Source organism: Stieleria bergensis, from assembly GCA_007745635.1.
In the GTDB taxonomy this organism is placed as follows: Bacteria; Planctomycetota; Planctomycetia; order Pirellulales; family Pirellulaceae; genus Stieleria; species Stieleria bergensis.
The window spans coordinates 3460187-3474926 of record CP036272.1 but is presented as its reverse complement, the minus strand read 5'-3'; the positions used below and the strand labels follow the sequence as shown (position 1 = coordinate 3474926).

Here is a 14740-nt window from a genome sequence, read left to right as displayed (position 1 = left end):
CTTGCGTGTGGAGTCCCAGTAATCGGTCTGGCGGGGCGGCTTGGTGCCTCGATGTGGTCGCAGTTTCGCCACGTTTTTGAACAAACCTTTGCATTCCTAGCGTTTAGATTTCGTGGCAGTCCGACTATACTGAGGGTGCAGCAGATTCTCGAATTGAGATCGGCAAAACAACCGTGGTCGTTAGAATTGTCGTTGCGCGTGTTTGCGGCACCGGCAGTCGGGGGCCCTCGATTAGACCCCTCGCTGCATTTGATGATTGCTTGGCCCCATCTGCTCTCTTTTTCTTCCTGATTCTATGGACAACCTGACTCCAGAGGATTTCGCACGGCGCGTGACGGATCTTGGTTTGAGTGAACGCCGCCAAGTGGACGTCGCGCTGAGCGATTTGAAATCTGAACAGCGAACGCTGGAGGGGGTGATCGCACAGTTGCAGCGACGTGGCTTGGTCACCACTCTGCAAACGGAAAAGATTCTTCGCGGGGATCGCATTGGATACTTCTATGGCGAGTACAAAGTTTTGTACTTGATTGGTGCCGGTACTTTTGCACGCGTCTACCGAGCCAGTCACGACGAGAAGGTCGTGGCCGTTAAAGTTCTACGCAAGCGTTTTCGTGATGAGCCAGCGGAGCTAGAACAGTTCTTGCGTGAAGGCAGCATGGGATTGAAACTGCGTCACCCCAACATCGTTAGCATTAACGAGGTGGTGCCAGATCGCCGCAATCCATTCTTGGTGATGGAATTTGTTGAAGGCCAAACACTTCGGGAACTGGTGCGTATTCGCGGTGCGTTGCCGGTCGACCTTTCGTTGCGTCTGATCAATGAAATTGCTGCGGGATTGGCTCACGCGGCCAGCGTGGGCATCTCACACCGTGACTTGAAACTCTCAAACGTCTTGATCTCTTCTTCAGGACGTGCCAAGCTGGTTGACTTTGGTTTGGCCGCACTGAGTGATCGCAACAACCCAGACAAAATCGCGGACTGCCCAAACGCTCGGGCGATCGATTACGCAGCGTTGGAACGAGGCTCCGGCGTGCGAAAAGATGATCCGCGCAGCGACATCTACTTTGCTGGCAACATGCTTTATCACATGTTGACTGGTACGCCAGCGCTGACTGAAACACGTGACCGGCTTGCTCGATTGAATATCAGTCGATTCCAAGACATCGAGCCGGTGACAAAACATGTTGAAGTTCCCGGCTTGGTCAGCCAGTTGCTGAACAAGATGATGGAATTCAATCCCGAGAAACGCATTCAGTCTGCGTCCGCGCTGGTGGCAGAGAGCAAACGCGTGATCGATGCTTTGGCGCGTGGGCAAACCAAACGCGAAGGCGAAAATTTGCCCAAGGTGGGCGAAGAGTACCAAGATGATGACGTCGCCAGTGATGAAGGCGAAGGCTATGTCGTGATGTTGGTTGAAACCAAGGCCACGTTGCAGAACGCGATTCGCGAGCGTCTGAAGGCTCGTGGTTATCGTGTTCTAATTATTCAGGATCCCAATCGAGCCTTGGCCCGATTTCAGGCGGGCGATGATCCACCCGCAGACTGCGTGATCTTCAGTGCTTCGGAGCTGGGCAGCTTGGCACTGGAAGCCTACAACCGCTTCGCAACCGACGAGCACACCGCCGAGATGCCTGCGATCATGTTGGCCGACCGTCGCCAAGCGAGAATCATTGCCGAGGCCCGCGGCGGACCGAGGCGACAAATGCTTTCTCTGCCGCTGCGAGTGCGAGAGTTGCGAGCGACCCTGATGAAAGTGCTCGCTGGCACTGAACGCCGGCCCTTGGGCACGTACTGACCGTCGCGTCGGGCATACCGCCAAGCGATTTAAGGTGCCGCAGTAAGGACGTGATCCGCAGGGTTGTCATCGACAGGTTCTTTCGAGCCCAGCGTATCGGAGGTCAGCGAATCGGAGCCTTCGCTTGGTTTCTCTTTGGAAGCCTGACTCTGTGACTCTCTTGTGATTTGAATGGTCTCGCGGGCTTGTGCGTGCGTCATGCCTGCAACTCGCAGAGCATCGTATTGCATGGCCTCCGAATGAGTGACTGCAAAGCCTTTGCGAGCAGTCATATTGGGATGCATGAATCTGCATCCGATGATCATCGGCACCAACAGTAGCAGCAAAAGCCAAACTCTAACCTGTCTCAATCGCATCTCAACCTCCGTGGAATGTGCCGTGAGCATAGGAGAGTCGATGCGATGGGTTCAAGATGAATTTGTGCGGGGGAACGGAGCCCTGAAGTCCAGGTTCGAGCAGCCACTCACGAAACGAAACCGTGGCCACCGCCAGAACAGTAGGGTGCCGTGCTTGCACGCACCAATGAACTGCACTCTTCCGCAAGCGGGAGGGGTTTGTTGAAAGTTGACTGCACTCTCCCGCTGGCGGGAGAGTGTTGCTGATGGGGAGTCGCGAACGCCAGAATCGTAGGGTGCTGTGCTTGCATGCACCAATGAACTGCACTCTGCCGCGTTGCGGGCGCTAGCGTTCGGTCCACTCGGCTGCGGGCTCGATCTGATCCGCTACCGCGCCGCCTTGGTCTTTGCGTCCACTGCCTTCCAGGCGGCTGATCACGCGGACGGTCATGTCGGATTCGCACAAGACTTGGCAGCTAAGGCGCACACCGGGCTCGGTCACTTCGCGAACTCTTAGCGTTTCCTTTTCGGCCGCAGTGATTTTGTTAGGCTCACCCTCAAGAATCTGCACCCGGCAGGTGGTGCATTTACTGACACCACCACAGGCGTGCAGTTGATCGGTTCCCGCGTCCTGTGTCAGTGCTTGCACGAGGCGTTTTCCGTCTTCAACTTCAAAAGTTCCGACCCCTTCAACGGTCAATTGTGGCATGATCTTTTCCTTAAGGGCACAAGGTGAAATATTCATCAGGGAATGACCAAGCGGACGCGCTTGGCCTCGCATGATTCTGGTGAACAGCTAGAATAACGCGTTGGCAACTATCGTCGATGGGGCTGGCCATTTCTTGGTTTGTGGTTCACGATTTTTCTGAACGTACCAGCCGGAGCTACTCCATCGAGGTGGGGCGGTTGAGAACAGAAGTTTGATCGCTGCGGCGCGTCGGCATTGTTATCGCGTTAGCCGCTAGTTGTCGAATGGATTCAGTGTTCGCATGGAAATAGATTGGAATAGTTCGAGCTAATGGTAGGAATGCGTCAGATCACCAACAGTGAAGTTGTGGACTTCCGTGCGGAGTTAGATCAAACGATTAGTGAGTTGGTCGATGAACACGACGATGATCTTGATAAGCGAGCCGCATTGCTGAGCGTTGAGTCGGCCAGCTTGCGCGCGGAGGAAGACCTGATTGGTCTGGATTTCTTTGTCACAACACCCAACCGAGATCGTAGCCAAGTTGCGTTGCAGCTGGTTGATCTGTTGGATCCAATCTTTGGGAACGATGGCGGGGAGCATCCCGAGATCGAAGCTTTCTGTGAATGCGGTGCCGCTCTGATTCCGGAAGACGAACGCGACGAAGATTCGCTGTTTCGGTCGCGCTGTAGTTGCACGCTGGCTGCGGCTTGGTGGTTGCAAGAACAAGTTCGCAAGCAAAAGTCCTACGACGACTTGGTTGGCTTCTTCGCCACGCTTGCCGACGATCCGGTCGCAGATGGCAGCGATATCGCCAGCGAGTTGCTTGCGATTGCCCATCGTGTTGCTGCGACTGTTTCCGAGGAGCAGCTTGTCATCCAGTGGCGGTTTGAATGTCACTCTGCATTTCGCTTTGCAACGGTGGGATTGACCCCTTATGTGCAAAAGCTCAAGAAGAACGGCAAGGGGTACACGAAAGGGAAACGCACCAGCACCAACGAATTGCTGCGTCGCCCTTCCGTCTTGAGCGAACTCGATCGGCGGATTTGTCAAATCATCGAACGCGTGCACCATGGATCGGGAAACGATCAAGAGATGATGCTCTCTGCGGTGCATTTGTTGGCACGTCATGGCAATGTGGCCTGGGATGACAACGACGGTGAAGAGATCCAGGTTCTTGATGGACAACTGTCGTTACGCTTGGAACCCATTCACTCTGCCGTCAACGAATCCGGTGAAGAGTTCGGCGGTCTGGAGGAGTCCGATCCGACGACGGAGACAGCGCACTACTCGATCCGAATGTGCGTCCCAGGCATTGATGTCGACATCAGCCAGTGCAGCGTCTTTTACTTCACCGAACAAAATAGCCAGCCTTTGGTTTTGTTTATCGACCGCAATTCCAATCGCTTGATCTTGGCGCACGTCCATCCGGGACTGCCCCGTGAGGCATACAACTTCCTGGAGACAAGGGATTTTGGCAGCGTGGTGTTGGATCGCGAATCGGCTCATGAACTGACCAAGAGCATCACCACCCTGAATCGGTTGCTGCCGGTTCATTTGCCGGATGAACTCGCCGGTCCCGTCTTAGACTTAGAACCCGAGTTGCTTATCGAGCTGCGACCACGCGGCGGAGCGGGTTTGTTGGTGCGATTGTCAATTTTTGATCAGCGATTGATCGAGACGCTCACTCCCGGTTCCGGGGAATCCATTTACAACACCGTGCTCGATGATGGACCGGTTCGATTGCGTCGTGACTTGTCCGGTGAATGTGTCTTGGCGAACAAGACGGTCGAACAGTTCCAGCTTCATGAACTCAGCAGTGATGGTGCGTATCGTTGGATCGCGCTCACTGACCAACAGGCATTGGAGTTCCTGTCCCGGTTATACGAAGCGGGTGAAGACGCGCCGCGGATGATTTGGCCCGAAGGTGAATCGTTGCGGATTCGTGGCACCATTGCCCCATCGTCTCTGCGAGTGCAAATCGATGACTCGCAGGATTGGTTTGGTGTTTCGGGAACCGTGGATATCGGCGGCAAACAAATTGCGCTCAAGGACCTGTTGGATGCCGTCACTCAGCGGCGCAACTTGGTTCGCGTCGGGGATCGCGAGTTCGCTCAGATTAGCGACACCTTCCGCAACCGGTTGGAGCAACTGGGTGACACGCTGGTTTATGAGAACGGGGAAATGAAAGTCGCCGATGCAGCGGTCCCGGCTGTGGCCGATCTGCTGGGGGCGGATGTGCCACTGGAAGTCACTGCACGTTGGAATTCGGTGATCGATACCCTGGAAGCCCTGGGGGACTATCATCCAGACAAGCCGGAATCGCTTGACGTTGATTATCGTGATTATCAGATGGACGGATTCCATTGGCTGGCCCGCTTGAGTCACTGGGGCGTCGGCGGCATTCTAGCGGATGACATGGGGCTTGGCAAAACCGTGCAGGCGTTGGGCGTCTTAAGTCAGCGTGGAGCCGGTGGACCAGCCCTGGTGATCGCGCCGACAAGCGTTGGTGGGAACTGGCTTCGCGAAACCGAGCGATTTGCCAAAGCTCTCAACCCGATCCTGTATCGCGATGGCAACCGCCAGCAGATGATTGAATCGGCGGGGCCAAATGATGTATTGATTGCCAGCTATCAATTGGTTCAGCGTGACGCGCAAAAGTTTCAGTCTCGGCAGTGGAATACGCTGGTCCTGGATGAGGCGCAGTTCGTCAAGAATGCCCAGACCAAGACCGCACGCGCGATTCGTGATCTCGCCGCGAACTGGCGACTTGCCCTTTCCGGAACGCCGCTTGAGAATCACTTGGGCGAACTGTGGAGCTTGATGCGAACCATCAGTCCCGGACTGCTCGGATCATGGGATCGCTTCCGGACTCGTTTCGCTGATCCCATTGAACGTCACAAGGACGATCAACGTCGCGAATCCTTAGCACGCTTGGTGCGACCGTTCATTCTGCGACGGACCAAGAACAATGTGTTGAAGGAATTGCCACGACGCACAGACATCACCTTGCAAGCTCACTTGGGCGACGAGGAACGTGGTCGTTATGATGAAGCACGAGTTGCGGCCTTGTCGGAGCTAAGTGATCAAGTGGATGAAAAAGCGGGCGAGCATCGCATGCGGACGCTGGCTTGGTTGACGAAGCTGCGCCAGCTCTCTTGTCACCCGCGACTGGTTGATCGCACTTGGTCGGCGAGCAGTGCGAAGCTGAATCTTTTCGGCGATCTGGTGGATGAGTTGCGTGACGGAGACCATCGCGCCTTGGTGTTCAGCCAATTTGTCAAGCACTTGGGGCTTGTACGAGAATTGCTTGACGAGCGTGGGATCAGCTATCAGTACCTTGACGGGGCGACTCCCGCCAAGGAACGACAACGCCGGGTGGATGCGTTCCAAGAAGGCGAGGGCGAATTGTTCTTGATTTCGCTCAAGGCCGGTGGAACAGGGCTGAACCTGACCGCGGCGGATTATGTCATTCACATGGACCCCTGGTGGAATCCCGCTGTCGAGGATCAAGCCACCGACCGAGCTCACCGGATCGGACAAACTCGCCCCGTCACGGTTTACCGTTTGGTTGCGGCCGGCACGATCGAGGAGAAAATCCTTGAAATGCACGCTGACAAGCGAGAACTTGTCGCCGGTGTGTTAGATGGAACCGACCGAGCTGCTAAGATGGACACTGCGGACCTGATCCGACTGATCAAATCTGGCGACGCTTGATTTCGATCAAGCCAAGGCAATGGAACACCTGGTCCCTTTTCGCATCTCTTTTCAGGCTCTCATGCAATGATGCCGCAGTCTTGAGGCATCATTGAAGGGACCGCAGCAGTTTGCAGTGAGGCGTGCTATGTGGACATTAGTGGTTGAACATCCCTACATTGTTTCTAGTGCCCTGACCCTTTTGCTGGTCATGCTGTTGTATGTGTGGATGCAAATCGGTGAGAAGTCTTATCTGTATGCCGCCGGTGTCAATCTGGTTCTGATCATCGCGGTCATCGTTCTTGGTCATACCATCGAGACCGATCGCGAACAGTTGGAACGATTGGTGTATGAAACAGCGGAGCTGATTGAAACCAATCAGGTCGGCGCGGCGGTTGCTATCATTGCAGACCCAAAGGTTAGGCAGCGGGCCAGCGACACCTTGGCAAACGTCGAGTTTCATTCCGCCAGGGCCAGCAATGTGCGAGTGGCACCGGTGCAAGGCTCCGCGCCACCACAAGCCAAAGTTGATCTCACCGCATCGGTCCGGCTGAGTTTGGGCGCGGTGGTCAAGAACCAAGCCGCGCTCCGGCAGGTCACGTTGACTTTTGAAAAAAGCAGCAACGGCGACTGGTATGTAACCGAATACAGCCAGCGTCCGCTGGGCGGCGGCACTGACAATTTCTCGCCCAATCAAGTCATTGGTGCGGAGTAGTTGCGAGTTGTTCTTATCGCAACCGCCGAGTCACATTTCTGATAGGGTGAAGCCGAGCTATTTTGGCTTGCTCATCATCAGGCGATAGAATCCGCCGCCAAGCAGATCATCCAACCGGGTCCGCATCTCCGGTGTGACGTGGACTTTGAATTTGTCGGCTTTCAAGTGAACGGTTTCGCCTTCGTTGAGCGTCATGCTGAAGAGCAATTCTTGGTTGCCGGGATAACCGCGTAGAATTTCACGCAATCGGCAAATCGTTTCCTCATCATGATGTGCCTGATCCAGGCGAATTCGCATGCCGTGTGTGTAGCGGTTGTCGAGCTCATCTAAGGGAATCAACTCGTCGATAATCAGGTTCGCTTCATCGCCACCGCGGCGATCGACTTTGCCTTTTGCCAAGACCACTGCGTCTGGTTGAACCTTTTCACCATGTTCGGCAAAACCGCGAGGCCACATGATGCAGCGGATTCCGCTTTGCATGTCTTCCAGGTCAAAGTTCGCGTACTTTGAAGGCTGGCCGGGTTTGGGGTTCTTGGTGTGCGCGATCTTGATGGAGCTAATCATTCCGCCCAGAATCACTTCACCGCGATCTTGAACCTCGCCCAAGCCGTCGGTGGTGTGCGAGCGGAAGGTAGCCAGTTTCGGTTCAAATTCGGCCAGAGGGTGTGACTCCAGGTAGTAGCCCAGCACTTCCTTCTCGTTGGCCAATTTCTCTCTATCGGGCCATTCCTCCATTTCAGGCAAGCTGACACTGGGTGTTTCGCCTTCTGGAACGTCATCTTCAAGGTCACCGAAGAGACTGGCTTGACCACTTAGCTTATCGGCTTGGACGGCGGCTCCAGCTTGAACGGCTTTTTCAATGACGGCTGACAACTGGCTGCGATGAGCACCAAAGCAATCCATCGCACCGGCTTTGATTAAGGTTTCGATCGCCGATTTGTTGCACGCCTGTGGGTCAACACGTTCGCAGAAGGCGTAGATGTCAGAGAAGGGGCCGTTCTTGATGCGTTCCTCTTCGATGGCGATCGAAGTGTTACCGCCACAACCCTTAATGGCCGAAAGTGCGAAGTGAATTCTGCCATCGGCGACGGTGAAGTCAGCGCCGGAATGGTTCACACATGGCGCGACCACTTCGATGCCCATCCGGTCGCAGTCTTCCATGTGCTCAACGAGAGCATCTTTGCGTTTAAAGTTTCGTCCATCGATGTCACTGGACAACAGCGATGCCATGAATTCAACGGGGTAGTGCGCTTTAAGGTAGGCCGTTTGAAACGCAACCAAAGCGTAGGCGGTACTGTGTGATTTGTTAAAACCATAGCCTGCAAACTTAACGATCAGGCTCCAGATATCTTCGGCATCGGCCTCCGCCATACCACTCTCGACGGCACCCTTGACGAAGATTTCATGGTTTTGGTTGATCAGGTATTCTTTCTTTTTACTGATCGCCTTAATACAGGTGTATGCATTGGCCAGAGGGACACCGCCCAGGCGGTTCAGGATCCGCATCACCTGTTCCTGATAGACCATGACGCTGTTGGTCTCTTCAAGAATCTCCTTTAGAACCGGGTGTTTGTATTCGGGTGTTTGACGACCATGCTTAATATTCACATAGTCATCGACCATGCCGCCTTCCAGCGGTCCAGGCCGATACAACGCCGCGGTCGCGATGATATCGTGGAAACTGTCCGGCTTCATTCGGGTTAACAGATCGCGAATCCCGCCCGACTCAAGCTGAAACACGCCCTTCGTCTCACCGCGTTGCAGCAGCGCATACGTCGCTTTGTCATCCAGTGGAAACTTAAGCGGATCAACGTCCTTGCCGGTCGTTTGCTTGATCAACTGGACCGATCGGCTGAGCATCGTTAAGTTGCGCAGCCCCAGGAAGTCCATCTTCAGCAAGCCACTGGCTTCGACGTCATTCATCGACCACTGGGTGATCACGTCTTGTTTGCCGGGGACGCGCGTTAGCGGCACGTACTCTGAAAGTGGCTTGTCGGCGATCACAACCGCCGCGGCGTGAGTGCCAACGTTTCGGGCGAGCCCTTCGATCTTCATCGCCAGGTCAAGCAGCTCACGAATCTCCGGATCCCCATCATAGGTTTGTTTCATGTCGGCGCTTTTTTCAAGCGACTTCTTGATGGTGATCTTTAGCTCATCGGGCACCATCTCGGTGATCTGATTCACGCGTCCCAGCGGAATGCCGAGTGCGCGACCAACGTCCTTGATCGCAGCCCGTGCAGCCAATGTTCCAAACGTTCCGATTTGGCAAACGTTTTCGCTTCCGTAGCGTTCCTTGACGTAGTCAATCACTTCGACTCGACGTTCTTTCTCGAAGTCGATATCGATATCAGGTGGCTCGGTGCGGCTTTCGTCCAAGAACCGTTCGAAGAGCAAGTCATATCGCAACGGACAAACGTGGGACATGTACAAGGCGTAACAAACCAACGCCCCAACACCACTCCCCCGCGCGGTTGCGGAGATGCCTTTGTCACGGGCATGAATGACGAAGTCCCAAACGATAAGAAAGTACGTTGGATAATTCAGCTTTTCGATCACGCCAAGCTCGCGATCCAAGCGAGCCATGACTTCCTCTGTCAGCTTGCCGTCGACGATTCGCGTGTCATCGCCTTCGTAACGCTCCATCAATCCTTGGATGCAAAGATCGCGCAGGTATTCGATGGGAGTCTTTTTGTCAGGGCATTCGAAGTTGGGGAAGTAGTACTTGTTCAGTTCGAGCTGAATGTCAACCGTATTGGCGATGTCTTGGCTACGAGCGACAATGTCTTCCATCCCTGGGAAGTTCTCGTACATCTGCTCCGGGCTACGAAGAAAGAACTGATCATTCTCCATCTTCATCCGCGAGGTGTCGGTGCGGAAACGCCTGGTGTTGATGCACAGCATGATGTCTTGCGCTTCGGCATCATCCTGGTTCACATAGTGGCAGTCGCTTGTCGCAACCACTGGCAGTCCCATTTTTTTGGCGATGTGCATCGCCCCTTCCAGTTGCATTCGCTGGATGTCCAAGCCGTTATTCATCACTTCGATGAAGTAGCGATCACCAAAGACCTTGTGGAACCAGCCCGCGATCTCCATGCCTTGCTGTTCGATTTCTTCGGTCTTTGCCGATTGCATCACCGCCCGGCTAAACTCGCTACTGACGCAACCAGAGAGACAAATGATGCCTTCGCTGTAGGTCTCTAGAATCTCCTTGTCGATTCGCGGCTTGAAGTAGAAGCCCTCCAGAGACGCAGCGCAGGCCAACTTGATCAGGTTCTTAAATCCGGTCCGGTTCTTGGCCAGCAACGTCAGGTGGTAACTGGCGTCTTTGCTGCTGCTGGCACTGCCTTTCTCGAAACGACTGCCCGGCGCGATGTACGCTTCATAGCCAATGATCGGATTGACATTCGCGTCGCGCGCAGTCCGATAGAACTCCAAAGCACCGTGCAGGTTGCCGTGGTCGGTTAAAGCCAGAGAATTCATCCCATGGTCGACCGCGCGGTTCACCAAGCGCTTGATGTCACTGGCACCATCAAGCAGGCTGTAGTGACTGTGGCAATGTAGGTGAACAAAGGGGCGATTGGTCGCAGGATCGATGATGGGACTGGATGGATCCGACATGCTCGAGCATTCCTTTGTGGAAGCGTGTGGGAGAGACGATCAGGACGAGTTGCAGAGCAACGGGCCGGCCGACAGCGAGTGAGGAATTAAGGCGACTGCCCGGTCACTAGTTTAACGCCGCTCACGGGATTTGCGGACCGGTTCGGCCAAGAATGATGCGCTTCGCAGGGGATCGCGTCGCGGCCTGTGTCAGGGGCACAATGCATGGCGGCCCGGCGAAAACGCGTTGCCAGTTGGGGAGTCCATTGCGGGCCCAGTGGATGAAGACAGTGGGGGGAAACAGCGGGGCAAACCAGTGCGCTCGCCCCGCGAGGGCACTTAGCGGCGTTTCTCGTAGCGAATGCGGTACACGGGAATCTGGTTCTGCCGACTTCGACGCTCAAAATGCGTGCGGTAATCCAGATCGTGTGTCGAGTCTTGCTTTTCTTCAGGAATCGGTACGCCGAATTCGGGTGCCACCTGCGCGATCAGCTCGATGGTTGCTTCGAAATAGTCCAGAACATCGGTCCAGAAATGAAAGCGTCCGCCAATTCGCAGTGCTTCGCGAAAACTGCGAATGCTTGTTTCATTGACCACACGACGTTTCCGGTGCCGCTTTTTCCACCAGGGGTCGGGGAAGTAGACGTGGACCGCTTCCAGTGACCCGTTGGGCACACGGGATCGAAACAGCGGTTCGGCATTGCCGGAGATCATTCTGGCGTTCTCGGCCCCGGTCTTTGCGATTCGTGCCGCCGCGTGTTTGGCGTACTTGTGCATGATCTCGATGCCCAGAAAATTCGTCTCTGGGCAGCGCTGACATTCGTTGGAGAGAAACAGTCCCTTGCCGCTGCCAACTTCGATCTCCAAGGGGCGATCGTCGCCGAAGAGCGTCTGACTGCTCAGTGTCTGGGGCACATCGGGAAACGTCTCCTGACTCAAGACGTCTTCTTCGCTGCCGGGCTGGAATCGCCGTGGTTGTGCTGAATCAGGGTCCTCGGTTTCGACAAATTCACCCCGAGATCGATCGGTCACCAAGAGGTATCGGTTGAGATCCAAGGGCTGTTTAGGCGTACGAACTTGACGGCGAGGCATGGTAGCAATCCGAACCAAATGATGAACACGAACAAGCCCCTACAAAATACCGGCTGGCGAGGAAAGCTAACACCGCTGGGGGCCAACATTCTTTTGCCGGCAAGACACCGAGGCATTGTCGAATCTGCAATCGTCAGAAGCCAAAAACTGTCTACAATTTCGCCTTACCGCCAGTGCCAGAGTGTCTCGCTGCCGGACTGCCAACGAACCCGATCACCGGACCATCCGATTCATGCCCAAAAACGCTGATTTTGCAGGCTTAAAAATCGCTGCCCTGGAAAGCCGCCGAGCCCAGGACATGGAACGCTTGATCACACGTCACGGGGGGGACGCTTTCGTAAGTCCATCGATGCGCGAAGTGCCCATCGAGCCGAACCGGCCAGCAATTGATTTTGCCTATCGCGTCATCACAGGTGAAATCAGCGTCGTTCTATTGATGACCGGCGTCGGTTTTCGGTTTCTGATGAAATCGATCGAACGGCATGTCGACACTCAGCGGTTCCTTGACGCCCTGTCGGACATTACCACCATCTGCCGAGGTCCGAAACCCGTCGCAGCGCTGCGTGAACTGGGGATCAAGGCAACCCATAAGGTTGGGGAACCGAACACCTGGCGCGAGATTTTGCAGTACATCGATGCCAATCAAGTCCCGATCAACAACCAAGTCATTGGATTGCAAGAATACGGGATCTCCAACGCCAGCCTCATCGCCGGACTGGAGGTTCGCGGCGCAAGCGTGGAACCGGTCAAAGTCTATGGCTGGGAATTCCCTGAAGACGTGCAGCCATTGCGGGATAATCTGCAAGCCATCGTTAATCAGGAACGCGACGTTCTATTGGTCACCAGTGCACACCAAATCGTCAACCTGTTGCGTTTGGCCGATGACATGGGAATCGAGTCCGAGCTGCGCAAGGGATTATCGAACACCGTCATCGCGTCCATTGGCCCCACAACCTCACAGATGCTGCGAGAATCAGATCTGCACGTGGACATGGAACCATCCCACCCCAAGATGGGACACTTAGTGGTCGAATCATCACAAAACGCAAATCGATTAGTTGATTCTAGAAAGCTGGCTCGCTTGTCGACTGATTTGATTAAGGAATCAACTGCTCTAGCAAAAGCAACCATTGAAATGAATGCAAACCATCCCGCAAACGATAGCCTGTTTATCAAAGCCTGCCGCGGTGAGGCTACCGAACGAACACCGATTTGGCTGATGCGTCAGGCTGGTCGTTACATGGCCGAATACCGTGAAGTACGCGCCAAGCAGTCTTTCCTGGAGCTTTGCTACAACCCGAAGTTGTGCAGTGAAGTCATGTGCACAGCGGTGGATCGTTTGGGCGTTGACGCAGCAATCATTTTCTCTGACCTGTTGCCACTGCTTGAGCCACTCGGTTTTAATCTGGAATTCGTCGCCGGAGATGGCCCCGTGATTCACAATCCGGTGCGATCTCCGGAAGACCTGGATCGCGTCAAGCGGTTGGATGATCCCGGTAAACTGGGCTTCGTTTACGAAACCGTCGCCCAGACACGCAAAGACATGCCCGATCATATTCCCGTGATCGGATTCTCAGGATCGCCGTTCACGTTGGCTAGTTACTGCATCGAAGGCGGTGGTAGCCGAGTCTACATGAACACCAAAAAACTCATGTTCCAGTCGGCGGGACTGCCTGATGGTGGCCCTTGGGGCGCACTGATGAACGTGCTGTCGGAAGCCATCACGGTTTACCTGAATCAGCAGATTGCTGCCGGTGCTCAGTGTGTTCAACTGTTTGATAGTTGGGCGGGCTGTTTGTCTCCCGAGGAGTACACCGAGTTTGTCTTGCCATGGATGAATCAAATCATTGCCGGCATTACTCCCGGTGTCCCCGTTATTAATTTTGCCACCGGCAACCCCGAGTTATTGCCGCTCCTGCGTGGCGACATTCGAACGGTTGTTGGCATCGACTGGCGAATTGCGCTCAAAGACGGCTGGGATCGAGTCGGGGCAGGAAAGAGCGTGCAAGGTAACATGGACCCGGCCATTCTTTTGACTGACCCCGATCAAATCCGTCGTCGTGCCCATGCAATCATGGACACCGTCACTGGACGCAAAGGGCATATCTTTAATCTTGGACACGGCGTTCTTAAAGAAACGCCGGTCGAGAATGCCATCGCATTGGTGGAAGCCGTCCAGCAATACGATGGTGGTGCCTCGTCCACCACGCGTTAAGCATTGGCAGGTTGTTCCAGCAGACGTGCCAGAACCTCTTTTGGCATGCTGCCGCCAGTCTGTCGGGTGACTTCACCGTTTTCAAAAACAGCAAAGTGTGGGATCGATCGAACGCCATACTCGGTGGCGAGTTCGGGTGACTCGTCGATGTTGACTTTGACGACTTTCGCACGTCCAGCGAATTCGTCAGCCAGTTGATCGACGGCCGGTCCCATTTGACGGCAAGGGCCGCACCAAGATGCCCAAAAGTCCACCAACACAGGTTGGTCAGCGGACAGCACGTCGTTGCTAAAGTTGGCGGTATTGCTATTGATCGCAGACATCGTTTTCTCCGAGTGAGATAGTGAAACGTATCGGGTACGTTTGTGTGACGATGCCTGAGCGAGATGTCTTACCGAAGAATGTGAAAAAACATTCCGGAGCGGACAGGCCCATCCGCAACACTCTTCCGCCAGCGGGAGAGTGCAGTCAACGGTTGCTCTCAACAAAATCCTCCCGCTTGCGGGCGGGTCGGCCGGTTTGCGGTGGTGGCGCGTTGGTGAGTGTGCAGATTGGCAAGGCGGCGGCATTGGTTATTTCGATGGCCGGCCGGGGAGGGTTTCGTTGTCAT

General features: G+C 54.8%; 9 protein-coding genes. 4 read left to right on the top strand and 5 right to left on the bottom strand.

Annotated elements, in window-relative coordinates; all coding sequences use genetic code 11:
- The first annotated feature begins 295 nt into the window (after positions 1 to 295).
- Positions 296 to 1795 carry a serine/threonine-protein kinase gene (locus tag SV7mr_RS12015; RefSeq protein ID WP_145272285.1) on the top strand — a complete coding sequence of 500 codons (1500 nt, stop codon included), beginning with the start codon at positions 296 to 298 and terminating at the stop codon, positions 1793 to 1795.
- Positions 1796 to 1824: 29 nt separating this feature from the next.
- Here SV7mr_RS12015 and SV7mr_RS12010 read toward each other — a convergent pair whose 3' ends face one another.
- Together SV7mr_RS12010 and SV7mr_RS12005 are read right to left on the bottom strand one after the other, a co-directional pair.
- Complete coding sequence (locus SV7mr_RS12010; protein ID WP_419188427.1) at positions 1825 to 2079, bottom strand: hypothetical protein; 255 nt, start codon at positions 2077 to 2079, stop codon at positions 1825 to 1827.
- A 397-nt stretch (positions 2080 to 2476) separates the two neighbouring features.
- Positions 2477 to 2839, bottom strand: coding sequence for a 2Fe-2S iron-sulfur cluster-binding protein (locus SV7mr_RS12005; RefSeq protein WP_145278359.1), 363 nt, complete (start codon positions 2837 to 2839; stop codon positions 2477 to 2479).
- A 318-nt stretch (positions 2840 to 3157) separates the two neighbouring features.
- Here SV7mr_RS12005 and SV7mr_RS12000 point away from each other — a divergent pair, with 318 nt between their 5' ends.
- Positions 3158 to 6532, top strand: coding sequence for a DEAD/DEAH box helicase (locus SV7mr_RS12000; protein WP_419188426.1), 3375 nt, complete (start codon positions 3158 to 3160; stop codon positions 6530 to 6532).
- 127 nt (positions 6533 to 6659) lie between these two features.
- On the top strand, positions 6660 to 7226 hold the full coding sequence (locus SV7mr_RS11995) for a hypothetical protein (RefSeq protein ID WP_145272279.1): 567 nt from the start codon (positions 6660 to 6662) through the stop codon (positions 7224 to 7226).
- A 57-nt stretch (positions 7227 to 7283) separates the two neighbouring features.
- On the opposite strand, the gene dnaE is transcribed toward SV7mr_RS11995, so the two are convergent.
- The gene (gene dnaE, locus SV7mr_RS11990) at positions 7284 to 10844 is read right to left on the bottom strand and encodes a DNA polymerase III subunit alpha (protein ID WP_145272277.1); all 3561 of its coding nucleotides are present in this window, start codon (positions 10842 to 10844) and stop codon (positions 7284 to 7286) included.
- 318 nt (positions 10845 to 11162) lie between these two features.
- Positions 11163 to 11915 carry a tRNA (guanosine(46)-N7)-methyltransferase TrmB gene (trmB, locus tag SV7mr_RS11985; RefSeq protein ID WP_145272275.1) on the bottom strand — a complete coding sequence of 251 codons (753 nt, stop codon included), beginning with the start codon at positions 11913 to 11915 and terminating at the stop codon, positions 11163 to 11165.
- 232 nt (positions 11916 to 12147) lie between these two features.
- On the opposite strand from trmB, the gene hemE reads away from it, so the two are divergent.
- A complete protein-coding gene (hemE, locus tag SV7mr_RS11980) occupies positions 12148 to 14130 on the top strand; it encodes a uroporphyrinogen decarboxylase (RefSeq protein ID WP_145272273.1) in 1983 nt (660 codons plus the stop codon).
- On the opposite strand, the gene trxA is transcribed toward hemE, so the two are convergent.
- Positions 14127 to 14453 (bottom strand): thioredoxin, encoded by a 327-nt coding sequence (gene trxA / locus SV7mr_RS11975; RefSeq protein WP_145272271.1) that lies wholly within the window; start codon positions 14451 to 14453, stop codon positions 14127 to 14129. The genes hemE and trxA overlap by 4 nt on opposite strands.
- Positions 14454 to 14740: the final 287 nt, after the last annotated feature.